Origin of the sequence: Saccharothrix sp. NRRL B-16348 (genome assembly GCF_001280085.1) — a bacterium.
Taxonomy (GTDB): Bacteria; Actinomycetota; Actinomycetes; order Mycobacteriales; family Pseudonocardiaceae; genus Actinosynnema.
In genome coordinates this window covers 192,173-219,117 of the sequence record NZ_LGED01000220.1, presented here as the reverse complement: position 1 = coordinate 219,117, position 26,945 = coordinate 192,173, and the positions used below count along the sequence as shown (strand labels likewise).

The window sequence follows — 26,945 nt, the reverse complement described above, 5'->3', positions numbered from 1 at the left end:
GCACCACCGGGGCGAACCCCGTTGTCTCTCCTGAATGGATGGTTCAGCGCGGACGAGCGTGGTGGTCCGCACATCCGGATGGCTCGTTCAGGGTCGCAGCAGGGTCTTGATGGCGCGGCGTTCGTCCATGGCGCGGTAGCCCTCGGCGGCCTGGTCGAGGGGAAGTGCGAGGTCGAAGACCTTGCCGGGGTTGATGCGGCCGTCGAGCACCCGGTCGATGAGGTCGGGCAGGTACGCCCGCACCGGCGCCGGTCCACCGCGCAGGCCGACGTGGGAGAAGAACAGTTCCACGCCGTGGAGGTCCACCCCGTGCGGAAGGCCCACGAAACCGACGTTGCCGCCGGGGCGGGTCGACTGCAGCGCCTGCCGCATCGACTCCGGGGTGCCGACGCACTCCAGCACCGAATCGGCGCCGACACCGTTCGTCAGGTCCTGCACGCGGGCGATGCCGTCCTCGCCGCGCTCGGTGACGATGTCCGTGGCGCCGAACTCGAGCGCGAGCGCGTGGCGGCCTTCGTGCCGGCTCATGGCGATGATCCGCTCGGCACCCAGCTCCTTGGCCGCGATCACCCCGCACAGCCCGACCGCCCCGTCGCCGACGACGACGGCGGTCGCGCCGGGTCGGACCTCGGCGGCCATGGCGGCGTACCAGCCGGTGCCCATGACGTCGGAGAGGGCCAGCAGGCTGGGTACCAGCTCCTCGGCAGGCTGTCCGGCGGTGGCGACCAGGGTGCCCTGGGCGTTCGGGATGCGGACGTACTCGGCCTGGCAGGTGCTCATGAACTCGCGCCGCACGCAGTGGGACGGGTAGCCGTTGCGGCAGTTCGCACAGGTGTCGTCCGAGGTGGCGAACGAGCCGACCACGAACTGGCCCGGCCGCACCGACGTGACCTCGCCGCCGACCTCCTCGACCACACCCACGTACTCGTGGCCCATCGGGTGCGGCTCCCCGACCGGGTCGAGGCCGCGATAGGCCCACAGGTCCGTGCCGCACACGCAGGTGGCGACGGTGCGGATGATCGCGTCGGTCGGTTTGAGGATCTCCGGCTCCGGCACGTTCTCCACCCGGATGTCACCGGGGGCGTGAATCACCGTTGCGCGCATTTCGTTGTCTCCTGGGCGTGATGCGACGGCACGCGATAGCGCGCCGTTCAGGGTGGAGTGGTTCGACGTCACCGACCCTGCCACCGCGCATTTCGCCCGGAAAGAGGAGAGTTCTGTCCTGGGAAAGGCTTATCCAGGGACAGAACTGTCCTACCCTCGCGGCTGCCCGGCGGTGGCACACTGGCCGGCATGACCGGCAGCGCGCACCTCGACGAGCTGGGCGAGTTCCTCAAAGCCCGCCGGGCCGAGCTCAGCCCCCGTGCGGTCGGCCTGCCCGAGGCCGACAGGCGGCGGCGCGTGGCCGGCCTGCGCCGGGAGGAGGTGGCCGTGCTCGCCGCCATCAGCACCGACTACTACACCCGCCTCGAACAGGGCCGCATCACCCCGTCGACGTCCGTGCTGGCATCCCTGGTCCGCGTCCTGCACCTCAACGACGCCCAGCGGGACTACCTGTACGAGCTGGCCGGACGCCAGGTCAGCCGACCACGGCGGACTGCCCGAAAAGTGCAGCCGCAGCTGCTCACCGTGCTGAACGAACTCACCGTGACGCCCGGCATGATCGTCGGGCGTCACCTGGACATCCTGGCGTGGAACCCGATGGCCGCCGCCCTGCTCAACACCGACTTCGCGGCCATCCCCGAGAAGAAGCGCAACTACGTCCGGCACATCTTCACCGAGCCCGCCATGAGATCGCTGTACCCGGACTGGGAGGCCTCCGCCCGCAACGCCGTCGCCGGCCTGCGCCGCCGAGCCGCGGCCCACCCGGACGACCCCAGGCTGGCCGCCCTCGTCGGTGACCTGTCCGTCCACGACGACCAGTTCCGCCACTGGTGGGCAGACCGCCACGTCGCACCCCGCGCCGGCGGCCTCAAGCGCATCAACCACCCCGTCGCCGGCGAACTCACCCTCGACTGGGACGTCCTCACCTGCAGCGCCGACCCGGAGCAGGAACTCATCATCTGGATCGCCGAACCCGACTCGCGATCCCACGAAGGACTGCGCTTCCTCGCTTCGTGGGCGACGACCCACCATCCCCAGCCCGCGCCCGACACCGTGGACTGACCGCCGGCGCCTCGGCGTGAGCGGTCGGCGTTCAATCCGCCTCTTGCATTTGCGGAGTGACGACACGCGCGCCCGGAACGTACCTCACGGTGAATCGACTGTCACTGGTCAGACCGTGATCGCTACTACCGCAAAACTGCGGACAAACTCCTTTTGGCGTGGTTCACACTTGCCCACGAGTCGGATGAAGATCAGTTGTCGTGAGCCGTGAAAACCGCACGCAGCTCGTGACGGCGAGAATCGGGTGTCATGCCGCACGCAGACGAAGAAGACATAGCCGCGTTAATTGCACATCTGTCGCAATTGCTGAACGCGCAGCTGAACGACGCCGCCTGGGGCGAGGTGGAGCAGGTGCTGGCGCAGATGGTGACCGCCGCCGCGCGTGACGGGAGCGCGGTGCTCCCGCAGTACCTGTGGGTGCTGCTGGACCTGGACCCGGGCCGCACGGTCCGGATCGGCTCGGCGCCGGCGGACGCGAAGCCGATCCCCCTGCCGGTGCGGGAACGAGTGGACCACCTCGTGCACGTCCTGCGGGCGAAGGAGAACGGTGGACCGCGCGGACCTCGTTGACCTCGACCTGATCGCGCATTCGTTCGCGCCGACCGAAGGACCGTTCGCCGAGGAAGCCGGAACCCGCCTTTCCGCGCTGTGGGATGCCTGTGTGCGGGCGTTCGACCTGGATCGGCCCGTGGCGGGCTTGGACGCGGAGCTGTCCTCGGTGCTGGACGGGACTTTCGGGACGGCGCCGGTGGTGGCGCGTCAGGACGGCGCCGGGCGGACCCAGATCGTCGCGAGGCACCTCACCCACGATGCCGTCGGCTTGTCCCTGCTCCTGCCCGCTCGTGACTGGGACTCGGCGACAGGCAGCTGGTCACGGGTGGCGGGGAGCGTGTCCGCCGGGGCGTGGCTGGGCACGTGCCTGCTCTATTCGGCCACCGTGTGCGGAGAGGTGTCGTCGACGGCTTCGGCGGGGCGGCTGATCCGCGACCTCGCACCGACCACCGCCGCACCGCTGCCACCGGGCTGGGAGCGAACCGGCACGTGGGTGCCCAGCGGAAAGCTGGCGGTGTGGGAATCACCCGTCGCGCGTGCGGCCCGACCCGACCGCGTGCTGTTCGCGCTGGCGTCCGCCGACCACGACGCCGATGCCACCGCCGTGACGTGGTGGAGCGACGTGCGAGCGGCCCCGCCGTTGGTCAGGTACCTGGTGCAGGCGGCCAGGATTCGCTACCAGGCCCGCGTGTGGGACCACGGCAAGCACACCCGGGACCTGCGCCAGGAGTTGGAGTCCGCCCTGACGCGCGGCGCGAACCACACCCTGCGCGATGTGGAAACCGAGGTGCGGCTCACCGCGGGCAGGCTGGAAGACCTGCTGCGGTCGGCGGTCATCATCCGGGACAACCTGGCGCGCCACCTCGGACCGGTGGACGCGCCGCACGGCGGATTCTTCGACGACGACCGCGAGTTCGCGGACTGGTTCGTCCAAGCGATCACCGACGACCTGGACCACTTGCGCCCGATGGTCGAACGCGCCCGCATCGAGGTGCGCCCGCCCGCGACCGTCGACAGGGGCGGGCTGACCGCGCGATTGGGCGTGGTCGTGGACGTCGTCGGCTACGGCCGGCGGTCTGCCCGGCAGCGGGAGGGCCTGAACCGGCGGCTCGGTCGAGTGCTCGACGAGGTCTTGGTGAGGGTCGGTCCGGTAGCGGACCAGATCCGTGAAGGCACGGGAGACGGCGGGTTCGCGTTCCTGCCGGTCGGGTGCGACACGGCGGCGGCCCTGCGGGAGTTGATCGGCACGACCGACGCCGCCCTGGCTCGTGACAACGCCGACCACACCGATCGGATGCGGATCCGCATGGCGGTCGACTTCGGCATCGTGGGCGCCGGCGGGGAAGCGGCCGACAACGGCTGGCGTGGCCTCCGCGGCCCCTTGGTCGTCGACCTGAAGCGCTTCGTCGACTGCCGGGAACTGCGGGCCGTCGAGTCCGGCGACCTCGCCGTGATCGTCTCCGACTGGCTGCACACCCAGGTCGTCGCCCACGGCTACCTGGAACCGGACTTCGCCTTCCGGCCCGTCGCGGTGCGCGAGAAGGAACTGGACACCACCGGCTGGGTGTGGGTGCCCGACCGGGCCGCTCGTCGCTCCGCCGACGATTCGATCACCGAGGAGTGACATGGGCCTGTTCGGCGCCGTCGACCCCAGTCCGGACCTGCTGGCCAAGCTGGCCAACGAGGACCGCGCCTCGCGCAAACGGGTGGCGCGCGAGGAGGTCGGACTCCTCGCCGCGTTGAACCCCGGTGAACGCGTGCTCGTCCTCGGCTACGACGCGCACGGTTCCTTCGGGGTGGCCGTCGTGACCAGCGAGCGGATCTTCCAGGTCAAACGCGGTCGCACGATCAAATCGGCCGACTGGGACCGGTTGCGCGGAACGCGGCTGCTGGTCAGACCCGACGGCCGGTACTTGGCCGCCATGGACGGACCGGGGCTGTACCCGGTGACGTTCGGCACCGCCCGGGAGGCGAACCGGTTCGTCGGGGCGATCGACCTCGTGCTCGAACAGGGTGTGCCCGGTCCACGGGACATCCCCGCTCTGTACCCGGCTTTCTACGAACACGTCTTGCGCACCCTGGGCAAACCGGCGAGCGACTACAACGTCGCGCAACTCGGCGTGCGGACGGCGGACATGATAGAGGTGGGCGGAGCGAACGCGTTCTTCGATCAGCTGGACGCCGTGAACGCCAGAGCCGCCTTCCAGACGCGCTTCAGCTCGGTCGACGACGAACCCGACGCGCTGATGCGGCTGGCCGACGACATGATCGACTTCCTGTGGGCGTGGGCGCCCAACTGCCACGTCGCGCTGCGCAAGCAGGTCGACCGCATCTTCGAACTGTTCACCATGCCGGAGAGCCCGCTGTGGCGCGACGGTGACGTCATCACTCCATGGGGCGTGGAGGACTGACGGACATGTACAGCGATGTCGTCACCGCGACGGTCCTGCTGGAGCGCTACCGCGCGACCGCCGATCAGCACGCCCTGCACGAGGCCCGGCGGCTGCTGGAGGCCGTGATCGCGCACCCGACCGCCACTCCCGACCTCCTCGTGCAGGCGCAGGGCACCCTGGCCCGCGTGCTGCGCGACCTGGCCGCCCTGTCATCGCAGCCGGTGCCGTTGCTCGACCAGGCGGTCGCGGCGGCCGAGGCAGCGGCCCGCTCGCCCGCGGCAGAACCCCGACGCGTGCCGGAACTGCTCAACAACCTGGCCCTGAACCTGACCGACCGCTACGAGCGGACCGGTCGGCTGAGCGACCTGGCCCGAGCGGAAGCCACCTACCGCGCGGCACTCGACGGCGCGGTCACCGCCGACGAGCGCTGCGTGATCAGCGGTGGTTGGTCCACGGTTCTGGCCTTGCGGCACCACGCCACCCGCGACGCGGCACCGTTGATCGAGGCGATCCGGTTGTGCCGCGAGGCCACCGCGTTCACGGCGTTGCCCTCCCACATCGCCATGGCCCACCACCAGCTCGGCAACCACCTGCTCACCTGGTGGGAACACAGCGAGGACACCACTGCCCTGCGGGAGGCGGTCCAGCACGCGGAGAAGGCCGCGGCGGCTGATTCCTCCACCGAGCACCGGGTGCTGTACCTCCACGCCCTCGGGACGGCGCGCGGCAAGCTGGCCGAGTCGACCGGTGACGTCGAGCTGGCGGACTCGGCGGCTGAGGTGTTGGAGGAGGCACTGCGGATCTGCGGCGCCAGTGGGCTGCGACCCACCAGTTGCCTGAACGCCCTGGCCAACGTGCGCGACACCCAGCACACGCTCACCGGGGACCACCGCAGGCTTGACGAGGCCGTGGAACTGGCCCGACAGGCGGTCGCCGGTATCGGACCGGGAGACATCGACTACGGCGGCGTCATCGTCAACCTCGCCAACCGGATGCTGCGCCGCTGGCGGGTCACGGGCGTCCCCGGACTGCTGATCGGCACGCGGCGGATGCTGGAGGAAGCCCTCGTCCGACTTCCCGAGTCCGACACGTTCCAGCCCGCCGCCCGCGCGATGCTCGGCACCGTGCTGATCGAGATCGCCGAGACGACGACCGCGTCCGCCGAGGCGGGCGAACGGTTGGCAGAGGCGCAGTCGTACCTGGAAGCCGCGTTGGCCGACGTGCCGACGTCCTCTTCGTACCGGGCGGTCATGGTCAACAACCTCGCCTCCGTGCTGCGCCGCCGCCACCGGCGCGGGGTCGACCCTGACGCCCTCGCCCGTGCCGACGTGCTCCAGCGCGAGGAGCTGGCGCGGCTGTCGGCGGACGGCCCGGCCCGCCGGCTCCTGGCCGCCAACTGGGCGGTGACACGGTTGGCGATGGTGGACGCCGGGCACCCGGTGACGGTCCTGGCCGAGCCCGAAGCACTGGTTCGCACCCTGCTGGCGGCCGGAGCCGACGGCTACGCCACCGCCGCACTGACCGCGAACTTGATCGAGATCCTGCTGCGCACGGACCACTCCGACCCGGTTGTCGCGCCGTTGGTCGACCGAGTGCTGACGTCCTCGGCGACGCCCCAGCGTGACCGGGTGCGACTCCTGGCCGGCCTCGGCCGACGAGCGGCCGAGGGCGGCGACTGGCGGCGCGCGTGGGAGCGCTACTCCGCCGCGGTAGACGAGCTGGTCGAGTTGTCGCCCAGGACATGGCGACGCGACGACCGGGAAAGGGACCTGCGCGACTTCCACGCGCTGGCATCCGACGCGGCGGCATGCGCACTGCACGACGGCAGGGTCGACCTCGCCGTAGAGGTGCTCGAACGTGGCCGAGGCAGCCTGGTGCAGCACGTCCACCTCGAACGGGTGGCGCTGGACCGGCTGCGGGCCGCCCACCCCGACCTGGTCGGCGAGTACGAGTCCGTCGACCGGGCGTTGGCCCGGTTGCCACCCGATCCGCACGCGCCCGAGTCCTTCACCCGGGACGAGGCACTGGCCGCCCTGGACGACCTCGACCACCGTCGCACGCTCGAGACCCGCAGGCGCGACGTGCTCGCCCGGATCCGCGCGGTGGACCCGGGCTTCCTGCGTCCTTCGTTCCACGCGTTGCTCGCCGCTGTGGGCAGCGAGCCGGTGGTCGTGCTCAACGTCAGCAGGTTCGGCAGCGATGCCGTCCTGCTCGGTGGCGGCCGGGCCCGAGTGCTGCCGCTGCCCCGGTTGACCTCGGCGGCGGTGACGAACCAGGTCGCGCCCTTCCTCGGCTCGGTCGCCATCGGACTCGACGCGCGCACGTACCCGCTCGACGTCCGCATGAGTGCCACCGAGACCGTGCGCGGCGTCCTGAGCTGGTTGTGGTTGGCGTGCGTGGAGCCTGTGCTCACCGCACTGGGTTACGACCGGGCCGGCGCGGACGTCGCGGAAGGCAGGCACGTCCGCTGGTGCCCCACCGGCTTCCTCGGTTTCCTGCCCGTGCACGCGGCAGGCCACTACCCGTGGGGCGCCACCGCGCCGACCGACTCGACCCTGGACCGGGTCGTGTCCTCCTACACCCCCACGCTGCGGGCGTTGGCGGAGTCCAGGTCGCGCCCCCGGACAACTGCCACGAAGCGTTCGGTGCTGGCCGTGGGCTTGGCCCGCACCCCCGGGCTGGCCGACCTGCCGAACGTGCCGAACGAGCTCCGATCGGTTGTCGAGACCGTCGGCGCAGGCACTGAACTGCTCGACGAGGACGCCACCGCGGAACGACTGCTGGCGGAGTTGCCCCGGCACCCGTGGCTGCACTTCGCCGGGCACGCGGGGCAGAACCCGGCGCTGGGCGAAGACGCCGTCCTCTACACGCATGACCACCAGGCGACAGGTCCGGTCACCGGCACCCGCATCGGGGCTGTTCGGTTGCCGGATGCCGAGTTCGCGTTCCTCAGCGCCTGCGAGAGCGCGGCGGGCCGCATCGACCTGGCCGATGAGCCCGTGCACGCCGCGGGCTCGCTCCAACAGGCAGGGTTCGCCCAGGTCGTGGCCACCCGATGGACGACGAAGGACGCGGTCGCGGCCAAGGTGGTCCGGGCGTTCTACCGGGAGTTCACCGGCCGCCCCGAAGCTGCCGCGACGGCCCTGCACCGGTCGGTTCGCCGCATTCGCGACGAGTGCGCCGGCTCCCCGTTCCCCGCCGTCCGCGCGATCGGTGTCCTGCACTGGGCGCCGTTCATCCACATCGGCTAGCACGAGCCTCACGTGCCGGCTGTCGACGGAAGTGCCGCCGTGCCCGTCGCCGCACTTTTCGGATCAACAGGTCACCCCGCCCGAGTAGGTTGTCGTGGTGACAGCGGACCGCATTGACGCCGAACTGATCGAGGACGCGCGCGCGGTGCTGGACGACATCGTCTCCTGGAAACTCGTCCCGCCCCGGTGGGATGTCGTGGCGGCGTTCCTCCGGAACCTCCTCGCCGCACTGGACACCGACGACGCGGAAGGTTTCCGCGACGCGGTGCTCGAACTGGAGCTCACCGGCCCGGCCCGGTACACGCGGGTGGGGCACGCGGAGGCGACCGTGACCTCCGCGCGTGACGACGTGTTGGAACTCGTCGGAGCTGTGGTCGACGGGCTCGACGTGGACCGGTCGCTCTCCGAGGACACCGCGGAGGGCCATGACTGACGGGATCACCGACCAGGAGCTGGTCGTCCACCTCTTCGTGCCCGCGGTCGGGCCCAGGGCCGCGGCGGCACACGCCGCCCTGCGCGCACTGTGGCAGCGCTGCCGCACCCTGCTGCGGATGGACGAGCCGATCGGGGCCACCGGCCTGGCCGTCGACCTGCCGCAGGATCTGTCGTCGCTCGGCCAAGGCCCCGCCGCGGCCGTGGAGGACAGGCTGGTGGCCTATCAGGCACTGGTCCGCCGCCACCAGGACGTGCTGGTGCTGTCGCTCGTCCTGGGCGCTCCGCTGCCCACCGAGGAGAGCACACGGCGGATCGGGTCCGCCACGCCGGCCGGGTGGGTGGAGTTCTCCCGGTGGTGGAGGGAGATCCGCGCCGATCTCGCCGGCAAGGCGACCGCTGAGGTCCGAGTCTTCCAGGGCAAGTACGACGGCGTCACGCAGACCGCCCTCGCCCGGATCGCCGCTGCCGCGGAGGCCTCCCTGCCGTCCGGTCGGGAGCACCCCGGTCCGGTTCACGGCGCGGTGCTCCGCGACGGGATGGCGGTGTGGGAGCCGGAAGCGGGCGCCGGGGCCGAGCGCGATCTCGTCGTCGTGGCCGATCCCGACCGGGATCGTGAGATGAGCGCGTGGACGTGGAGCACCGGTGATCCGGCGATACCGCCGCTCGCCCGGTACCTGGCGCACGCGAGCGACATGAGGTACCAGGTTCGGGTGTTCCGCGCGGAACAGGAATCGCTGCACCGGCTGCGGACCGCCGCCGACGAGCTGGTGCGCCGGTCGCGCAACGACCTCACCGCGCTCGGCGTGGCGGACGAGTTGCAGGCCGCCGAGGCGAAGCTGGTGCACACCGCGTCACGCGTCAAGGACATGTCGCGCGCCGTCGCCGTCGCCGGGGAGAACATGCGCGTGGCCATCGGCGGCACCCTGCCCCACGACACCGGCCGAGCCGAGTGGCTGGTGCGGCAACTCGCCGACGTGGTCGCCGGGCTGGAGGACTCGGCCGAGTTGGTCCGCCGGATCAGGGCGTTGAGTCCCGCACCCGCACCCGCCCCGCTTCACGATCCGGCCACGGCACGTGCCCACCGGGTTCCGGCCGGCCGGGTCACGCGGGCGCAGAACACGGTCCGGATGGGCTTCGTCGTCGACATCGTGGGCTACAGCGGGAGGAAACCGGCTCGGCGCAAGTCCTTGCAGGACAGATTGGCCGTCGTGGTCGACGACGTGCTGGGCGAACTCGGCCTCGTCCTGGCGGACACCGATCACCAGGGCACCGGCGACGGCCTGGTCGCGTTCCTGCCACCCGACCTGGACGTGCGACGTGCGCTGCACGTCCTCCTGAGCGGGACGTGGGCGCGGTTGAACACCGACAACCTCGACTACCAGGACCACATGCGGTTGCGGCTCGCGATCGACATCGGCCCGGTCGGGTTGGCCGCCTTCGGCTTCGGCAACGGCGTGCCGACCCGACTGGGACGGTTGGTCGACTGCGCCCCGCTGCGCGCCGCCGTTGCCGGTGACGGCCCGGGCACCGCGGACGTGGCCGCGATGGTGTCCGACGTCCTGCACGGTTTCGTCGTCGGCGAGGGCCACACCGAGCCCGATCCGGCGGCGTTCACCCGGCACCGGGTCAAGACCCGCGGGTACAGCGGTCCCGCGTGGCTGTGGTCCGGCGGGCGATGAGCCTCACCACCCGACGTGCACCAGGCCGCCCCAGGTGTCCGGCGCCCTGCCCCGCTGATCCGCGCGCACGGCCAGCACTGCGGCGTGCAGCGCCCGCGCAACCCGGTCGGTTCCCGGTTCCGCGGCACTCAGCGCGGTGTAGAAGCGCGCCATGACTTGTGCCGTCACCAGGTCGTGCGCGGAGTAGAGGGAACCGACCACGTGCTCGAAACCCGCGAACCGCGCGGCGGCCACGAGCGTCAGGGCTTCGTCGAGAACCGGCAGCCCACCGCGCGCGGTGTCGCAGGCCGAGAAGACCACCGCCGCGCCGGGGCGAGTGGCGGCGGCCGCGATCTCGTCGAACGACAGCGCCCGGTCCTTGAGCACGAGCCCCGCCTGGGACGGGTTGTCGAGGTCCTGCACGCCGTGGCAGGCGAAGTGCGCCCACGACACCGTGCTCAGGGCGTCGAGAACCCGGTCGGCGGTCGCCTGTTCCCCGACCAGCGCACGGGCGTGGGGGAAGCGATCGACCACGTCCCGCGCCTCGGCGCCGGCTCCCTCCAGCTCCGCCGTCCCCTCCAGGTGCGGAGGGTTGACCACCAGCACGTCGTCCCACGAAACGTCGACCTGGGACTCCCCACGGGCGAGCAGTTCCCGCACGGTGGGCGTGTAGGAGGACACGACCCGGTCGATGACCGCGTTGCCCGTTCCCGTGTGCGTCCCGGCCAGGTGCACGGGGAGCAGGCCCAGGACGCCGGTGGGACACCACCACACACGCGGGAGGTCGTCCGCCGTGCCGTGCGACGGGATCCCGGCCGCGTCGAGAGCCGGACCGGCGACCGCGTCGTAGAGCCGGGACAGCTGTGCGGCGAAGGTCTTCCGGGCGTTGACGACGGCGCTCTCCGGGTCGTAGATGTCGTCGATCGTCGTCAGCATCTCCGCTGCCAGCTCGTGGACGTCCTCGCGGGTGACCGGAAGCGGCGCGGATCGCACGCCTGCGCCGTCGACCACCAGCGCGTCGCACCGCTGTTCGGCGATCACGAGGACGATGACGGTCCCGCGTGAACCCGTGCCCGCCAGCGCGGCGGCGTCGGGCAGGCGTTGGAACGACTCGAACCCGCGAAGTCCGCGGATGTGCTCCAGCAGGGACGTGCGGCGCGTGGACAACGCCCGTCGCAGGTCGGCTCGCGAGTCGGCGCCGCCGAACCTGGTCGGGCCGGACGTCGCGAGGCGGTCCAGGTCCACGTGCACCGACAGGAGGTCTTCGGCGAGTTCGTGGTGTTCGACGCGCAACCGTGCGAGGTCCGCGGTGAAGCGCAACGATTGCGACCACAACACGCCGCGGCCTCGTTCCAGCAGTTCCAGGGCGGCCGACGGGTCACCTGCGGCGATCGCCTTCGACGCGGCCTCGACGGCGAGTCCCCGGTGCTCGTGGAGGACGGCTTCCCGTGCCGCGCGCTCGATCGCCGGGTGCACGGCGTCGCGCAGCACGTCGAGGGCGCGTCGGTACGCCTGGAGGGCGTCGTGCGGGTCCGGTGCGGTCATCCCCAGGGTGCGGGCGGCGCGCACGCGCTGCTGCGGGGTGCCCGCCGTCGAAGCGGACGCGTCCCGGCACAGGGCCAGCGCCTCGGCCAGGTCGCGTCCGTCACCGAGCAGCGCGTGCCGTTCGATCAAGGCGTCCGCGAGGTTGGCCTGCACGCCCACGCGATCCGGTCCGCCCGCGGTGACCGCGAGGCCGGCGCGCAGCAGGGTGACGGTCTCGTCCAGAGCTGCCCGGTGCTCGTCCGGCTCGAGCCCGCGAGCGATCCGCGCCTGCACGATCGTGGCCAGGTTGACGGCGTGGCCGCCGTGCTCCACGGGGTCGTGGAGCGACCCGTTCGAGGCGCGGCGGCCGGCCGTCTCGGCGGCCTCCAAGTCCTCGACGTCACCGGTCGCCTCGTAGCGCAGCCGGAGCAGCACACCGAGCTGGTCCAGCGTCCAGCGGAACGACGGGTCGTCCGGGTCCACCCCGTCCGCCTGCTCCTCCGCTTTGGCGATCGCGTACGAGACCAGCACCAGCGCGTCGTCGAGCACCTTCACCTCCCCGGTCACCCCGTAGTGGGTCCGGAACGCCCAGGCGAGGTTGGTCAGGGCCGACCGGCGGTCCGCCTCGGGCGTCGCCGGGTGGCGGACGACGTGGTTGAACAGCACCTTCACGCGCTCGAGATCGTCGAGCGAGCGCTCCGCCTCGTAGCGCCGCATCAGCACGGCGGCCAGGGTGTTGAGCCGGACGAGCGCGACCGCCGCGTGGTCGTCGGGCGCCAGGCTCTCGGTCGACGCGGCGGCGGCGTCCGCGGCGGCCGTCAGATCGGCGAGGTCGCCTCCCAGCTCGTAGCGGAGTTCCCGGAACCGCGCGAGGTTGGCCAGCAGCGTCGACCGCCGGGCCGCCGGCAGGCCCGCGACATCGACCAGGCGTTCGCCCAGCGTGACCGCCTGCTCCGCGAGATCGAGGTCGGCACGCAGTTCGGCCAGGTCGCCGAGCACGAGGGCGAGGTTGCTCAACGCCGCGTCCGCGTCGGCCTCGCTGAAGAACTCGCCCTCCAACGCCGCCGTGCTCCGGATCCTGGCCTCTTCCAGGTCCGCGACGTCCCCGGTGTGGCGGAACCTGGCGGCCAGCATGACCGCGCTCTGACTCGCGATCGCGCTCGACACGACGTCCCGCATCGGGAACCCGCTTTCGGGCACGGCGGCCCGTGCGAGGTCGAACGCGGCGAGCGCCGCAGCCACGTCCCCGGGCGCGTCACTGCCGTTTGCCTTGATGTACAGGATCGTCGCGTGCAGCAGGAGCGATCCCACGCGCACGTCGTCCGTGGCCGGCGGCAGGGCAACCGCGATCTCGGCGTGCCGCAACGCCCTGTCCAGATCAGCGGCGTCCTCCAAGCTCTCGTAACGCATGCGCAGCGCGTCGGCCAACCTGAAGTGCCTGCCGGCGGCAGCAGGTTCACCCGGCGGCGTGAACTCCGGCAGGACGAGCTGCTCGAGCCCCGCTATCGCGCTGTCGAGCAGCTGCGGCCGTTCGGTCTTCTGGTAACCGGCCAGCTCGGCTTCGGCCTTGTTCGCCAGGTGGACCGTCCGGATCCTGTTCACGAACCCCATGTCGTTCTCCAGTTCCCAGAGCGCGGTCGGGTCAGGCCGGAATGAGTTCCACCACGACGGTCAAGGCCCGGTCCTCGTGGGTGAGCTTGATGTCGCGCACCCCCTGCCAGCCGTCCTCGAACCGGATCTTCTCCACCTTGTTCTCGATCTCCACGAGCCCGTTCCACTTCGACTCGACCAACCGGATGCTCAGGTCGACGGTCTGGCCGTCCTTCGTCAGGACGGCGAGCACCTGCTTGACGTCCGGTTGCCAGGGCTTGCCCGGCTCGACCGCTATCTCGCGCCCCTGCTCGCAGTCCAAGTCGAACAGGGTGACCCGCTCGCTGCCGTTTCGTGCGAACCCCGCTCCGCACAGGTCCAGGTTGTCGTCGGAGTCGACTCTGACCTCACGCAGCCGCACGGTGACCTCGCCCCGGACCCGGTCGCACTGACGCGCCGGGTACGCCACGGTGTCACCGGCCCTCGCGGTGGTGTTGTCCTGAACATTCGTCAGCTGGTACGAGATCGGCGCCCCTGGCGACGATCGGGAGTAGTCGCCCCCGTTCGCGATGTAGTCCTTGACCGCGTCCAGCCCGTCGAACGCACGGGCCGCGTCCGCGCCGGAGCCGCCGAGGATGTACCCGCTGAAGCGGGTGTTGCTCAACGCCGTCTCGTGCCACACCCCGAAGCCGCCACCCACCGTGGTCAGCCCGAAGTTCCAACCGAGCTTGGCGTTCAACGCCGCCCTGACCTCGTTCTCGCTGTACGTCGACTCGAAGGCGATCACGGCCGTGCGACCGTAGGCGATCGACGACACGTAGACCGGTGACTGCCCCATCAGTCGGTCCACCTCCGCCGCGGGCGCCTCCGGGGCGAAGAAGCCGGCGGGCGCGGTCGGCTTGTCGACGTCCACGGTGAAGTAGGTCTGCGTGAACCTGATCAGCGCCCGGCTGCGGACGGACTCGTCCTGCCACCGGAACCCCAGGCCCGCGTTCGCCATCGGCACGGCGGAGGCGTCGACCCCCAAGAAGACGCCGACCTGGCTCGCTTCGGTGATCTCCATGCTGTCCCACGCCACGTCCGCGACGGTCGCTCCGGACACACCGGCGCCGAGCAGACCGCTCAACGCGTCGCGGTAGGTGGACAGGGCGGGGCTGTCCAAGGTCGCCGAGTGCGTTCCGCCGAGCTGCAACTGGTTGCCGACCGAGAAGGTCAGCGGAGCGCGAGCGGGACCGCCGACAGCGACGAACCGGTTTGCCACCGCGCGGTCCGGCCGCAGGATCGAACCGGGGTAGAGCCAGTCCGACGTCGGGTCGAGCGCCACGACCTTGTCGTACGCCACGGACCGCTGCTGGGTCGACGTGGAGCAGAGGTAGTCGTCTTCGGGCCGAGGGGTCGCGTCACCCGCGACGGCGCAACCCGATAACGAGACAAGTACCAGAATTGCGGATGACGCGCGGACTTGCCCGCTGCGCACGACGAAAGAGGTCTTGTTGCTCACCTGGCGAACATCGAGCGTTGTCCACATGTCGTTACGCACAGGGCCCGTCGCGGAGAATCTGTCCAGTCGGGATGATGGCTGTGGATTTGGTGACGCGTCGAAAGGTGCCGGCATTGCCGGAGTGGACGATTCCAGATCGGATCGCATGAAACCTGGACAGCCATTCGAATCGCCGCGGCGACCCTCGCGGGAGCGGCGCCACGCCCGACGTGCGCGGTCACGGTGTGGTGGATCGGCTGTCCGACCCACCACACCGGTGTCCGTCAGGAGATGTGGCCCGTGAGGTGGCTCCAGACGCCTGGCAGGCCCGCGTTCTGGATGGCGGCGAGATCGATGCGGACGGTGGGGCGTGGGCCACCGACCTCGTCCCAGGACAGGACGTGTCGGGCAGCGCGGTCGATCACCTGCCAGACGCGGTCGTCATGGGTGCTCAGCAGCGTGCCGTCGGCGGGGTGGTAGCGGGCGTGGTCCCAGACGCTTCCGGCGCCGGCGTTGTCGAGCGCGGCTTGATCGACGGTGACGCTGGGTTGCGGTCCGCCGATGGCGTCCCAGGTGGAGATGTAGAGGGGTGCGCCGCCGGCGAAGCGGTAGACCTCCCCTCGTGGGCTGCCGTTGACCAGCGTGCCGTCGGCGGGGTGGCTGCGGATGTGGTTCCAGACGCTCCCGGCGCCGGCGTTGTCCAGGGCCGCGTCGTCAACTCCCACCGTGGGTTGCGGTCCGCCGAAGCGATCCCAGGCGGAGACGTACAGCGGTGCGCCTCCGGCGAAGCGGTACACCTCGCCACGAGCGGTACCGACGACGAACGTGCCGTCGGCCGGGTGGTAGCGGGCGTGGTTCCAGACGCTTCCGGCGCCGGCGTTGTCGAGCGCGGCTTGATCGACGGCGACCGTGGTCTGCGGTCCGCCGAAGCGATCCCAGGTGGAGACGTAGACCGGTGCGCCACCGGCGAAGCGGTACACCTCGCCGCGAGCGGTGCCGGTGACGAACGTGCCGTCGGCGGGGTGGTAGCGGACGTGGTCCCACACATCGCCCGCGCCCGCGTTGTCGATCGCCGCCTGGTCGACCGCGACGGTGGGTTGAGAACCGCCGAAAGCCGACCAGGTGGACACGTAGAGCGGTGCGCCGCCGGCGAAGCGGTAGACCTCGCCGCGCGCGGTGCCCACGACGAAGGTGCCGTCACGCGGGTACTGGGGTAGGGCCAGCACCGCGGCGTGACTCAGGTTCATGGACGGTTGGGAACCGCCGAACGCCGACCAGGTCGACACGTACAGCGGCGCGCCTCCCGCGATGCGGTAGACGGCACCGGTGTCGGCGTCACGGACGAACGTGCCGTCGGACAACCCGCCCGACGTGATGTCCTTGACGTGGATGTAGCGGAACGTCGAGGCGGCGACGCGCCGTTGGCGGTAGGTGCCCTGGTAGTTGTAGTTGTACTCCTCGATGGTGACCGTGCCGTCGCCGTGGACTCCCTCGACCCAGGCGACGTGCCCCGACGACTCGGCGATCGAGCCGACGGCGGGCGTGCCGTTCACCGCGTAGCCGCGCGCGGCGAACCAGGTGCCCCAGCCGCCTGCGTTGCCGATGGCTCGGGGCATCTCGAAGCCGTTGCGGGCGTGCAGGCGCCAGGCGACGAAGCTGGTGCACTCCCGGTTGTAGTAGCCCCACGAGTCGACACGCGAGTCCATGGCGGCGTTGCGCCACTCGGCCGGGTAGTCGTCGACACCCGCCCACGCGGAACCCGGCGATGCGACCAGGGTCGCCAGCGCCACCGCCACGGCCGTTGCCAACGCCGCCAAACGACCCGGTCTGTGACGTCTGGTCGTGCTTAGGGCGGTGCTGCGTCTTCGGAGCTCGATCACTGATCCTCCCGAGATTTGCTGTCTGGGGAGGACATCGCGAGCCGACGACGAGCGTGAGCAACGAAGATCCACGTTCAGCCTTCTGGCCCTGTGACCCCACTTTGGGTAGACCGAGCCACGCAAAATGCGGTCAGTGAACCTGCGAACCATCCAGCAGCGCCCGGCACCTGTTGGTGCGCCTCGCAGAGCAGCAGTTCGACGCTCCGCTACTCGAACACCCCGTAGCCCGCGACGGCGTGTGCACGGACGCCGTCCATGTCGAGTTCCACGCCTATGCCCGGAGTGTCGGGAAGCGTGATGTAGCCGTCCTTGACGATCGAGCCACTCCCGTCGGCGGCGTGGACGTAGCTGTCCCACACCTCGCGCTCCTCCAGGGCGTGCCACTCCTGGACGAAGAAGTTGGGGATCGCGCCGCACAGGTGCGACGTGGCCATCGTGCCCAGCGGCGTCGACACCAGGTGCGGTGCGAAGGGGATGTAGTGGAGTTCCGCCAGGTTGGCGATCTTCTTGGCCTCGGCGAGGCCGCCGCACTTCGGCACGTCCGGCTCGATGACGTCCACGGCGCCGCGTTCGAGCAGGTCGCGGAATCCCCACCGCAGGTAGAGGTTCTCGCCGGCGCAGATCGGTGTGCGGGTCTGGGCGCGCACCCGCACCAGCGCGTCGACGTTCTCCGCCGGCAGCGGCTCCTCCAGCCACATCAGGCGGAACGGCTCAAGTTCCCACGCGATCCGGCACGCGCTCGGCACGTCGTAGCGGGCGTGCAGGTCGATGGCCAGGTCGACGTCCGGTCCGATCGCCTCCCGGACGGCGGCCACGCGCTCGACCATCGATCGCAGCTCGGCGGCGTTGACCGTGTGGTTGAAGGCGTCGAACTTGGCCGGGTGGTGCAGGTCGTCGATGTCGAACTTGATGGCGGTGAAGCCTTCGGCGACCATCCGCTGGGCCCGGTCGACGCACCCGGCGATCGAGCCCGCCGGGTCGTCGCCGTCGCCGCAGTCGGCGTAGAGGCGGATCCGGTCGCGGAACTTCCCGCCGAGCATCCGGTAGACCGGCTGGCCCGCGGCCTTGCCCGCGAGGTCCCACAGCGCGAGCTCGATCCCGGACAGGGCGATCACGAACACCCCGCCCTGGGGGCCCGCGAAGACCCTGCTGCGGCGCAGCTTCTCCCAGCACCGCTCGACGTTGCGCGGGTCCTCGCCGATCAGGAGCGGCGCCAGGAAGTCGATCATCCCGACGACGGCGCCCGCGCCGGCATCGGGATTGGCCTCGCCGAAACCGCTGAGGCCCTCGTCGGTGTCGATCCGCACCAGCGTCGCCTGGCCGTGGTAGGCCACCACCGCCGTCGTGACGTTCACGATCCGCATTGCTCTCCCGCCGCCGGGTCGTGCCTGAAAGGACTGTCGCGGTACCCAACTTGTCCTATAAGCTGATGACATGCAAAGGGGACAAGAGTCTCCGGACGCTGTCAAGGTCCGGACTCTCCCGGTGCAGGTGGCGGCACACCTGACCCGGCGCATCGTCAGCGGCGGGATCGAGGACGGCCGGGCCCCGTCGGAACTCGACATCTCCCGGGAGTTCGGGGTGTCGCGCGTGGTGGCGCGGGAGACGCTCAAGATCCTCGCCTCCCTCGACATCGTCGACGTCGCGCAGGGCCGCCGCGTCGTCGTGCGCCCCCGCGCGGAGTGGGACTACCTGAGCCCGTTGCTGGTCGAGTGGCTGCCGTCGGAGACCGTCGGCGAGCTGCTGCGGGAGCTGCACCAGTTGCGCGCGCTGCTCGAGCCCGAACTCGCCGCGATGGCCGCGGCGAGCGCCACCGACGAGACGCTGGACCGGCTCAAGGTCCAGGTCGACCGCATGTCCGAGCTGGAGTCGGAACCCGACGCCTACCTCGAGGTCGACCACGAGTTCCACATGGAGATCTGCCGGGCTGCCGACAACCGCATCCTCGACCGGATCATGTACTCCGCCCGCTGGCTCGGCACGACCAGCCGACGCGTCACCAACGAGGCGCCGGCCGGGCTGCACCGTGCCACCGCCCAGCACACGGAGATCTACGAGGCGCTCGTCGCGCGCGACCCGGCAGGGGCCCGCACGGCGATGCGCAGACACCTGAGCAACAACTACTCCACGCTCCTCGCGGAGAACGAGCAGAAGACCAAGCGGGCCGACCGGCGGCGCTAGCGCCCTGCACGACTTCACCGCACGACTTCACCGCACGACTTCACTGCACGACCGAGATCCGGACCGATGACAAGGGCGGACGAGGCATGGCGGCACCTGCGATCCCGCCGATCCGGCTGGGGCTGATCGGCACCGGGCTCGCGGTCGAGCGCCTCGACGCCGGCGTGCACCACGTCGCCCAAATCCACTTCATCACCCACACGACAGTCTTTCGCGCTGTCGACGCTGTCCCTTTCGCCGCATGAACGACCCGGCAGCGCGGCGCTCGTCTCGCTGTCCCGCCGGTAGCAACGTCGCCCCGTCGGTAAGCGTCCGCACGATCGGACGCGAGAGGAGTGGTCATGGAAGAGAAGACGGACTTATCGAGGCGCACCTTCCTCGGGATGAGCGCGCTGGGCGTGCTCAGCCTCGTCGGGTGCGGGGGAGGCCCCGCCGCGCCCCAGGTCGACGTCCAGGTGCCGCAGGCGCTGCTCGACCAGGCGGCTTCGCTCCGCGGCGGGTCGGTGGGGATGCTCTCGCAGAAGCTGTACTCGGAGACCGCCAACCAGGCGCTGGACAGGTCGCTGCAGGCGTTCGCGCAGGCCACCGGCACCACGATCAACAACGACCTGGTCTCGGGCGACGCCGGCGACATGGTCGCGAAGATGGACACCGAGGTGAAGGCGGGCACCGCCCGCGACATGGCCTTCCTGAGCGACCGGCGGTTCGTCGGCCAGCTGCACAACCTCGGCGCCCTCACCGACGTCACCGACGTGGTCGAGGAGATGCGCGCGCTCTACGGTGAGCCCGCGACGGAGGCGACCAACTTCTGCGTGTTCGACGGGCGCTGGTTCGCGATCCCGTACCACTTCATCGCGACCGCGATGTACCTGCGCAAGGACTGGTACGAGGAGAAGGGCCTCCCGCTCAAGCCCCACTACACGTGGGAGGAACTGCGCGACAACGCGTTGGAGGTCTCCGATCCGGCGAAGAAGCGCTTCGGCTGGGGCATCACGGTGAACCGCTCCGGCGACGCCAACGGCTTCATCACCAACGTCATCAACTGCTACGGCGGGGCGATCGCGGACAACACCGGCACCAAGGTGGTGTTCAACTCGCCGGAGACCGTCGCCGCCGTCACGTTCATCGGCGACATCTACACGAACCCGAAGTACGCGCCGATGCTGCCACCCGGGATCGGCAGCTGGACCGACTCCAGCAACAACGAGAACTGGCTGGCCCAGATCCTGGGGCTCACGCTCAACCAGTTCAGCGTCTACGCCGACTCGAAGACCAAGAACAACCCGGTCTACGCCAACACGCACCCGTTCAACGGCGCCACCGGACCGGCGATCGACCGGCCGCTCGCGTTCGGCGAGTCCAACTCGTTCGTCGTGTTCAAGGGGGCGAAGAACCCCGACCTCGCCAAGCTGGTGGCGAAGTTCATGGTCGGCGGCAGCGCGCTGCTCGGTGTCGCGAAGGGAGCGCCGTGCCTGGTCAACCCCGCGTGGGACAAGGTGTGGGACTCCGACCCGTACTACACCAGCGGTGACCCGGCCTTCCCCGCGCTGCGGGAGCAGACCCGCGTGCCGCTCCCGCTGACCACCAAGACCGGCTACGCGTTCCCCCAGGCGCCGAGCCCCGGCGAGCAAGCCGCCACCGCCGCCTACCTGCTGACCGACATGATGCAGGCGGTCATCCAGGGCACCCGGCCGGCCGAGGCCGTCGCCTCGACCCACGCCCGGATCGTCCAGGTCTTCGAGCAGCAGGGCTACAAGCAGTGACCGTCTTGCGCCCGCGTCCGGCGCCGGCCCGTCCGGCGCCGGGCACGTCGTCCTCGCTCACCACGTCGCAGCGGTGGCTCGGGCGCGACTGGCGCCTCGCCGCGGCGTTCATCGGGCCGACGCTGGTGCTGGTCGCAGGCCTGATCCTGTTCCCGATCGTCAGCTCGGTCTTCACCAGCGCCACGGAGCGCCACGGTGCGGAGACGGTCTTCGTCGGGCTGGACAACTACACCGCCCTCATCGACGACGCCGTGTTCCACAAGGGCGTGCTCAACTCGTTCGTCTTCACCGCGTACGCCGAGATCTTCAAGGTGACCCTCGGTCTCATCGCGGCGTTGATGCTGCACCACATGCGCCGCGGCCGGGCGATCGTCGCCGGGGTGATCCTGCTGCCGTGGGTGGTGCCGACCGTCGTCACGGCCTTCACCTGGCGGTCGTTGTTCGACCCGATCTTCGGCAGCGTCAACGTCCTGCTCACCGACTCCGGGATCGGGCCCGCCCTCGCCACGATCGGGCTCGTCGACAAGTGGCCCGCGGAGTGGCTGTCCGATCCGGCGCTGGCGATGCCGGCGGTCATCCTGGTCAACGTCTGGAAGGGCATCCCGTTCTTCGCGGTGACGTTCCTCGCCGGGCTCAAGGCCATCGACGGCGGTCTCTACGAGGCGGCGATGGTGGACGGCGCCTCGCCGTGGCAGCGCTTCGTGCACATCACGCTGCCCGGGCTGCGCAACGTCATGATCGTGACGGTGTTGCTGTCGTCGATCTGGACGTTCAACAACTTCGACCTGATCTGGCTGATGACCCAGGGCGGACCGGGTGACGCCACCGCCCCGTACGTGATGGTGGCCTACTCGAAGGCCATCCAGCAGCTGCAGCTGGGCGCGGGCGCCGCGGTCACGCTGGTGATGCTGCCGATCATCGCCGTCCTCGTGGTGATCCTCGTGCGGATGATGCGACGCGGCGACCAGCCGGGCGCCGGGGACCTGGGGCGCAGGCGGCTGACCCCCGCTCAACGCCGGGCGCTGCCGTGGGTGGTCGTCGTGGGCTCGGTCCTCGTCCTGGTCTGGGCGTCGCCGCAGATCGTGTGGAAGGCCGCGCTCGTGCTGGGCGTGTTCGTGGTGCTCGCCGCCGCCGTCGGACGGGTCGTCTCCGCGCTCGCCGCGCGCGGCAACCAGCTGGCCGCACGCCTGGTCGGCGGCACGGGCACGGGGATCGCGCTCGTGGGTCTGCTGGGCTTCGTGCTCGCACCGCTCTACTGGATGACGGTCACGGCCTTCAAGTCCGACAACCAGATCGTGGCGCGCACCGACGACCTCTGGCCCACTCCGTGGAGCACCGAGCAGTTCACCAACCTGTTCACGGGCCGGGCGTTCGGCACCTGGTACGTCAACACGATCCTGGTGTCGGTGGCGTCCACCGTGATCGCCCTGGTCTGCGCGGCGCTGGCCGGCTACGCGCTGGCGCGGCTGAAGTTCCGGGGTTCGGAGAGCTTCACGGTGACGATCCTGCTCACCTACGTGATGCCGGGCGCGCTGCTGTTCATCCCGCTGTACCAGATGATGAGCGGGATCGGGCTCAACGACTCGTTGTGGTCGCTCGTGCTCGCCTACCCCACGTTCACCCTGCCGTTCGCGACCTGGCTGCTCGTCGGCTACTTCAAGTCGATCCCGGCCGACCTCGAAGAGGCCGCGCTGGTCGACGGCTGCACGCGGTTCGGTGCGTTCATCCGGATCGTGCTGCCGCTGGCCAAGCCGGGCCTGCTCGCGGTCGCGCTGTTCACGCTCACCAACGCGTGGAACGAGTTCCTGTTCGCCTTCGTGTTCATCACCAAGGACGGCTACAAGACGCTGCCCGTCGGCATGCAGTCGATGATCTTCGGTGACGTCGTGCCGCAGGGGCAGCTGGCCGCGGCCTCGCTGCTGATCAGCATCCCGGTCGCGATCATGTACGGGTTCGGGCAGCGGTTCCTGACCGAGGGCCTCACCGCGGGGGCCGTGAAGGGGTGAGCCGGTAGGTCATCAGGCGCTGGGCGGCGCCGGGTCCGTCGTGTCGAACAGGCCGCCGAAGAGGAGGTCCAGGTAGCGCCGCCACAGGTCGGGCTCGGTGTCCCGCAGCGGGGCGGCGGCCTGGTGCACGCCGGTCATCAGCAGGACCACGTCCCGCCCGGTGACGTCGGCGCGCAGGCGGGCCCGGTCGACCAGCGCCTGGGCGGCGTCCCCCAGCCGCACGACGGCGGCCTGCACGTCCGGGTGCCGCACCGAGCCGCTCGCCACGTCGCACAGCGCCTGGTTGCCCGCCAGCCGGTCGACGCCGTAGGTCATGAACTCCCGCAGCGCCGCCGCGGGGTCGGTCGCGTCGCACCGGGCGACCGCCGCCGTGATCAGGTCGTCGAGCAGGTCCTCGACGACCGCCGCGATCAAGTCCTCCTTGGTCGCGAAATGCCGGAACACGGTGCCCTTGCCGATGCCCGCCCGCTCCGCGATCTCCGTCACGGAGACCTCCGCGCCCTGGGCTTCGTCGGGCATCGGCGCGGCCACGGCGCGCGCCCTGGCCGCGGCCGGTGTCAAGGTCGTCGCCGGCGCGCGCCGGGTCGACCGGCTCGAGGAGCTGGCCGCGACGGCCGACGGCGAGGTGATCCCGCTGGAGCTGGACGTCGCCGACCAGCAGTCGGTGCGCGAGGCCGTCGTCACCGCGGTCGACCGGTTCGGCGGCCTCGACGTCGTGGTGAACAACGCGGGCGTGATGCTGGGCGGCCCGATCGTCGGCGCCGACACCGGGGAGTGGGACCGGATGGTGCGGACCAACCTGCTCGGGTCGTTCTACGTCACGCACGCCGCACTGCCGCACCTGCTGGCGCGCAAGGGAACCGTGGTGCAGATCTCGTCCACCTCCGGCCGCGTCGCGTCCGTCATGGGCGGCGTCTACGCGGCCACCAAGTTCGGTGTGAACGCCTTCGCCGAGTCGCTCCGGCAGGAGGTCACCGGGCGGGGCGTGCGCGTGGTGACGATCGAGCCCGGCATGGTCGACACCGAGATCGCCGACCACATCGTCGACGACGACATCCGTGACATGGCCAAGAAGATGGCCGGCTCGATGCGCACGCTGCGTGCCGAGGACGTCGCCGCCGCCGTCCTGTACGCGGTCGGCCGGCCTGAGCACGTCGCCGTGAACGAGATCCTGCTGCGGCCTACCGATCAGGTGCACTAGAAGCACCACGGAGCGCCGAGCGTGTCACAAGACGGCACCCGGTCCTGTCCTAGCTGTCGCACGTCCCCGCGTGACCTCCGCGCGGGAACGTGCGAACGCACCCTTCATTCGAGCAGGTCTGTGACAGGAGCGCGAAATGGGAACCTGGCGCGAGAGAAGCCTGCCGGTCGTGGTGGGCGTCGACGGGTCGTCGTCGGCGCTCGACGCTGTCCGCTGGGCAGCACGCGAAGCCGCGCGCCGCGAGGTCCCGCTGCGGTTGATCAGCGCCTTCGGCTGGTCGGAGGCACGGCACGTCGGCGACCCCGGGTTCGGCGGACACCACCGCGAGACGCTGCTGGGCATCACCCAGGACGCTGTCACGGCCGCCGCCAAGACGGCCGCGGAGGCCGCGCCGGGCGTCGAGCTCTCCGAGGAGGTCGTCGACGGCTTCCCGGTGCCGGTGCTGATGGCTGCGTCGCACCACGCGGGGTTGCTCGTCATCGGTGATCGCGGCCTGGGTGGTTTCTCCTCCCTGCTGGTCGGGTCGATCGCGATCGGACTGGCCGCGCACGCGGAATGCCCGGTCGTCGTCGTGCGCGGGGAAGGGTCGGCCGACGCGGGCCCGGTCGTGGTCGGCGTCGACGGCTCGCCGTTCAGCGAGGCGGCACTGGAGTTCGCCTTCGAGGCGGCGAGCGCCCGCAAGGCGTCCCTGATCGCGGTGCACGCCTGGACCGACACCGTGCTGGAGGCCGCGGCGGCGCCGCTGCTGGACTGGGACGCCATCGAGGCCGACGAGGCCCGGCTGCTCGCCGAACGGCTGGCGGGGTGGGGCGAGCAGTACCCCGACGTCGACGTGCGGCGGGTGGTCGTGCGGGACCGGCACGCGCACGCGTTGATCGAGCAGGCGACGGACACCGCGGCTCAGCTCGTGGTCGTCGGGTCGCACGGCCGGGGCAGCGCGATCGGTCTCCTGCTCGGCTCCGTCAGCCACGCGGTGCTGCACCACTCGCCGTGCCCGGTCGCCGTCGTGCGGGCCGAGCCAAGCCCCGCGGGGCCGTGACAGGGCCGGACGAGCCACAGGTGAGGTCCCCGGCGACGCGGCCGGGGACCTCACCTGTGTGATGGTGTGTCAGCGGTTCACTCGACGAGCTTGCCGACGGTGGACACCTCGCCCATGAGCGCGGCGATGTCGTCCGGGATCGGCGGCAGCCCTTCGCGTTCGACCTGCCCCGGCCCCGACCAGACCAGGTTCACCCGCAGCGACTCGTCGAGCTCCGGGTAGTCGGAACGGTTGTGGCAGCCGCGGGTCTCACGGCGTTCGAGTGCCGAGTCGAGCGTGGCGCGTGCGGCCAGGGCCGAGGCCTTGAGGTCGAACGCGTGCGCCAAGTCCTGGAACCCGGCGATGTCGGGGTGCACGCCCACGTCCGTCATGCGGTTCTCGAGGTCGTCCAGTTCGGACAGCCCCTTCCGCAAGCCGGTCTCGTCGCGCACCACGCCGGCGTGCTCGGTCATGGTGTTGCGCAACGTGCGCTGCAGCGCACGCACGTTCTCCGAACCGTCGGCCGCCAGCAGCTCGTCGACCTCGCCCCGCGCTTCCGCCGTCGCCGACGACGACCGCCGCTGCGCTGCCAGGTCGCGTGAGTACCGCACGACGGCCTCGCCGACGATTCGGCCGTAGACCAGCAGCTCGATCAACGAGTTCCCGCCGAGCCGGTTCGCCCCGTGCAGGCCGCTCGCCGCCTCGCCGATGGCGTACAGGCCGTCGACGTCGGTGCCGTGGTCCTCCGGGCGCACCCGGACACCGCCCATCGAGTAGTGCGCCGTGGGCGCGATCTCGATCGGTTCGCGGGTGATGTCGAGCATCTGGAGTTCGAGCAGGGTCTGGTAGACGCGGGGGAGCCGCCGCATGATCGTCTCCCGGGGCAGGTGCGAGACGTCGAGCCACACGCCACCGGCCGGTGTGCCGCGGCCCTCTTTGATCTCGGTGTACGCGGCCAGCGCCACCCGGTCGCGGGTGGACAGCTCCCTCCGCTCGGGGTCGTACCGGGACATGAACCGCTCGCCCAGCACGTTGCGCAGCACCCCGCCCTCGCCGCGTGCCGCTTCCGAGACGAGCGTGCCCGCCGCGTTCTCCGGCGCGATGAGGCCCGAGGGGTGGAACTGGACGAGTTCGGCGTCCCGGATCCGGCCGCCCGCCAGCACCGCGAGCCGGAAGGAGTCGCCGGTGTTCTCGTCGCGGCGGGACGACGTGCGGCGCCAGATGCGGGTGTGCCCGCCCGCCGCCAGGATCACCGCGTCCGCGTGGATCACATGACGCGTGCCGTTGCCGAGGTCGAACCCGTACGCGCCGAAGACGACGTTGTCCCGCACCAGGATCCGCGTGATGTACACCGTGTCCAGGATCGGGATGTCGAGCTGCGCCGCCCGGTTGACCAGGGTGCGTTGGATCTCCAGTCCGGTGTAGTCGCCGGCGAACGCGGTGCGGCGGTAGGTGTGCGCGCCGAAGAACCGCTGCGAGATCGTGCCGTCGGCCTCACGGGCGAACGGCATCCCGTACCGCTCGAGGTCCGCGATGCCGCGGGCGGCGTTCTCGGTCACGATCCGGACGGTCTCGGGATCGGCCAGCAGGTAGCTCTCCTTGAGCGTGTCCGCCGCGTGCTGCTGCCACGAGTCGTCCGGGTCCATCGTCGCCAGCGCCGCGTTGATGCCGCCGGCGGCGAGCGTGGTGTGCGCGTCGGACTTCGGCCGTTTGCCGACCGCGAGCACGTCGACACCGCGCTCGGCCAGCTCGATCGCGGCGCGCAGGCCTGCCCCGCCCGTGCCGATGACGAGGACGGACGTCGCGATCTGGTGTTCGGTGTGGTTCATCGCTCTTCCTGTCTGCCC

20 protein-coding genes are annotated in these 26,945 nt (G+C 70.8%); 13 read left to right on the top strand and 7 right to left on the bottom strand.

All coding sequences use genetic code 11. The features are described 5' to 3' along the window. Positions 1-87 precede the first annotated feature (87 nt). On the bottom strand, positions 88-1,104 hold the full coding sequence (locus tag ADK67_RS31790) for a zinc-dependent alcohol dehydrogenase family protein (RefSeq protein WP_053720233.1): 1,017 nt from the start codon (positions 1,102-1,104) through the stop codon (positions 88-90). Between the two features lie 189 nt (positions 1,105-1,293). Between ADK67_RS31790 and ADK67_RS31785 the strand changes: the two genes are divergently transcribed. From ADK67_RS31785 to ADK67_RS31755, 7 genes are all read left to right on the top strand, one after another. Then, complete coding sequence (locus tag ADK67_RS31785) at positions 1,294-2,166, top strand: helix-turn-helix transcriptional regulator (RefSeq protein ID WP_053720232.1); 873 nt, start codon at positions 1,294-1,296, stop codon at positions 2,164-2,166. Positions 2,167-2,469: 303 nt separating this feature from the next. Next, positions 2,470-2,736: a CATRA system-associated protein gene (locus tag ADK67_RS31780; RefSeq protein ID WP_053720231.1), complete on the top strand. Its 267-nt coding sequence runs from the start codon at positions 2,470-2,472 to the stop codon at positions 2,734-2,736. Further along, positions 2,714-4,342: a CATRA conflict system CASPASE/TPR repeat-associated protein gene (locus ADK67_RS31775; RefSeq protein ID WP_053720230.1), complete on the top strand. Its 1,629-nt coding sequence runs from the start codon at positions 2,714-2,716 to the stop codon at positions 4,340-4,342. Before ADK67_RS31780 ends, ADK67_RS31775 begins: the two co-directional genes overlap by 23 nt. A 1-nt stretch (position 4,343) precedes the next feature. Continuing rightward, on the top strand, positions 4,344-5,129 hold the full coding sequence (locus ADK67_RS31770; RefSeq protein WP_053720229.1) for a hypothetical protein: 786 nt from the start codon (positions 4,344-4,346) through the stop codon (positions 5,127-5,129). Between the two features lie 5 nt (positions 5,130-5,134). Next, positions 5,135-8,362: a CHAT domain-containing protein gene (locus ADK67_RS31765; RefSeq protein ID WP_053720228.1), complete on the top strand. Its 3,228-nt coding sequence runs from the start codon at positions 5,135-5,137 to the stop codon at positions 8,360-8,362. A gap of 97 nt (positions 8,363-8,459) precedes the next feature. Continuing rightward, positions 8,460-8,795: a CATRA system-associated protein gene (locus tag ADK67_RS31760; protein ID WP_157620962.1), complete on the top strand. Its 336-nt coding sequence runs from the start codon at positions 8,460-8,462 to the stop codon at positions 8,793-8,795. Further along, positions 8,788-10,476 (top strand): CATRA conflict system CASPASE/TPR repeat-associated protein, encoded by a 1,689-nt coding sequence (locus ADK67_RS31755; RefSeq protein WP_053720226.1) that lies wholly within the window; start codon positions 8,788-8,790, stop codon positions 10,474-10,476. Before ADK67_RS31760 ends, ADK67_RS31755 begins: the two co-directional genes overlap by 8 nt. 3 nt (positions 10,477-10,479) lie before the next feature. On the opposite strand, the gene ADK67_RS31750 is transcribed toward ADK67_RS31755, so the two are convergent. From ADK67_RS31750 to ADK67_RS31735, 4 genes are all read right to left on the bottom strand, one after another. Further along, positions 10,480-13,590: a CHAT domain-containing protein gene (locus tag ADK67_RS31750; RefSeq protein WP_053720225.1), complete on the bottom strand. Its 3,111-nt coding sequence runs from the start codon at positions 13,588-13,590 to the stop codon at positions 10,480-10,482. A gap of 31 nt (positions 13,591-13,621) precedes the next feature. Beyond that, the gene (locus ADK67_RS31745; RefSeq protein ID WP_053720224.1) at positions 13,622-14,911 is read right to left on the bottom strand and encodes a thiol-activated cytolysin family protein; all 1,290 of its coding nucleotides are present in this window, start codon (positions 14,909-14,911) and stop codon (positions 13,622-13,624) included. 422 nt (positions 14,912-15,333) lie between these two features. Further along, positions 15,334-16,866 (bottom strand): CHAP domain-containing protein, encoded by a 1,533-nt coding sequence (locus tag ADK67_RS54830; protein ID WP_053720223.1) that lies wholly within the window; start codon positions 16,864-16,866, stop codon positions 15,334-15,336. Between the two features lie 269 nt (positions 16,867-17,135). Next, on the bottom strand, positions 17,136-18,293 hold the full coding sequence (locus ADK67_RS31735) for a mandelate racemase/muconate lactonizing enzyme family protein (protein ID WP_053720222.1): 1,158 nt from the start codon (positions 18,291-18,293) through the stop codon (positions 17,136-17,138). A gap of 121 nt (positions 18,294-18,414) precedes the next feature. Between ADK67_RS31735 and ADK67_RS31730 the strand changes: the two genes are divergently transcribed. The 4 genes from ADK67_RS31730 to ADK67_RS31720 all read left to right on the top strand — a co-directional run bounded on the left by ADK67_RS31730 (position 18,415) and on the right by ADK67_RS31720 (position 22,879). Continuing rightward, the gene (locus ADK67_RS31730) at positions 18,415-19,110 is read left to right on the top strand and encodes a FadR/GntR family transcriptional regulator (RefSeq protein WP_053720221.1); all 696 of its coding nucleotides are present in this window, start codon (positions 18,415-18,417) and stop codon (positions 19,108-19,110) included. 86 nt (positions 19,111-19,196) lie between these two features. Beyond that, complete coding sequence (locus ADK67_RS51405) at positions 19,197-19,355, top strand: hypothetical protein (RefSeq protein ID WP_157620961.1); 159 nt, start codon at positions 19,197-19,199, stop codon at positions 19,353-19,355. A gap of 96 nt (positions 19,356-19,451) precedes the next feature. Continuing rightward, entirely contained in the window at positions 19,452-20,873 is a 1,422-nt protein-coding gene (locus tag ADK67_RS31725; RefSeq protein ID WP_053720220.1) for an extracellular solute-binding protein, read from the top strand. After that, entirely contained in the window at positions 20,870-22,879 is a 2,010-nt protein-coding gene (locus ADK67_RS31720) for an ABC transporter permease (protein WP_053720219.1), read from the top strand. The genes ADK67_RS31725 and ADK67_RS31720 overlap by 4 nt, the downstream gene beginning before the upstream one ends. A 12-nt stretch (positions 22,880-22,891) precedes the next feature. On the opposite strand, the gene ADK67_RS31715 is transcribed toward ADK67_RS31720, so the two are convergent. Further along, on the bottom strand, positions 22,892-23,365 hold the full coding sequence (locus ADK67_RS31715) for a TetR/AcrR family transcriptional regulator (protein WP_197289706.1): 474 nt from the start codon (positions 23,363-23,365) through the stop codon (positions 22,892-22,894). Here ADK67_RS31715 and ADK67_RS31710 point away from each other — a divergent pair. Both ADK67_RS31710 and ADK67_RS31705 read left to right on the top strand, forming a co-directional pair. After that, complete coding sequence (locus ADK67_RS31710) at positions 23,337-24,080, top strand: SDR family NAD(P)-dependent oxidoreductase (RefSeq protein ID WP_053720217.1); 744 nt, start codon at positions 23,337-23,339, stop codon at positions 24,078-24,080. The two genes, ADK67_RS31715 and ADK67_RS31710, sit on opposite strands and share 29 nt — an antisense overlap. A 136-nt stretch (positions 24,081-24,216) precedes the next feature. Further along, positions 24,217-25,119, top strand: a complete 903-nt coding sequence (locus ADK67_RS31705) for a universal stress protein (RefSeq protein ID WP_053720216.1) — start codon at positions 24,217-24,219, stop codon at positions 25,117-25,119. A gap of 77 nt (positions 25,120-25,196) precedes the next feature. On the opposite strand, the gene ADK67_RS31700 is transcribed toward ADK67_RS31705, so the two are convergent. Further along, positions 25,197-26,927, bottom strand: a complete 1,731-nt coding sequence (locus ADK67_RS31700; RefSeq protein WP_053720215.1) for an L-aspartate oxidase — start codon at positions 26,925-26,927, stop codon at positions 25,197-25,199. Between the last annotated feature and the right edge of the window lie 18 nt (positions 26,928-26,945).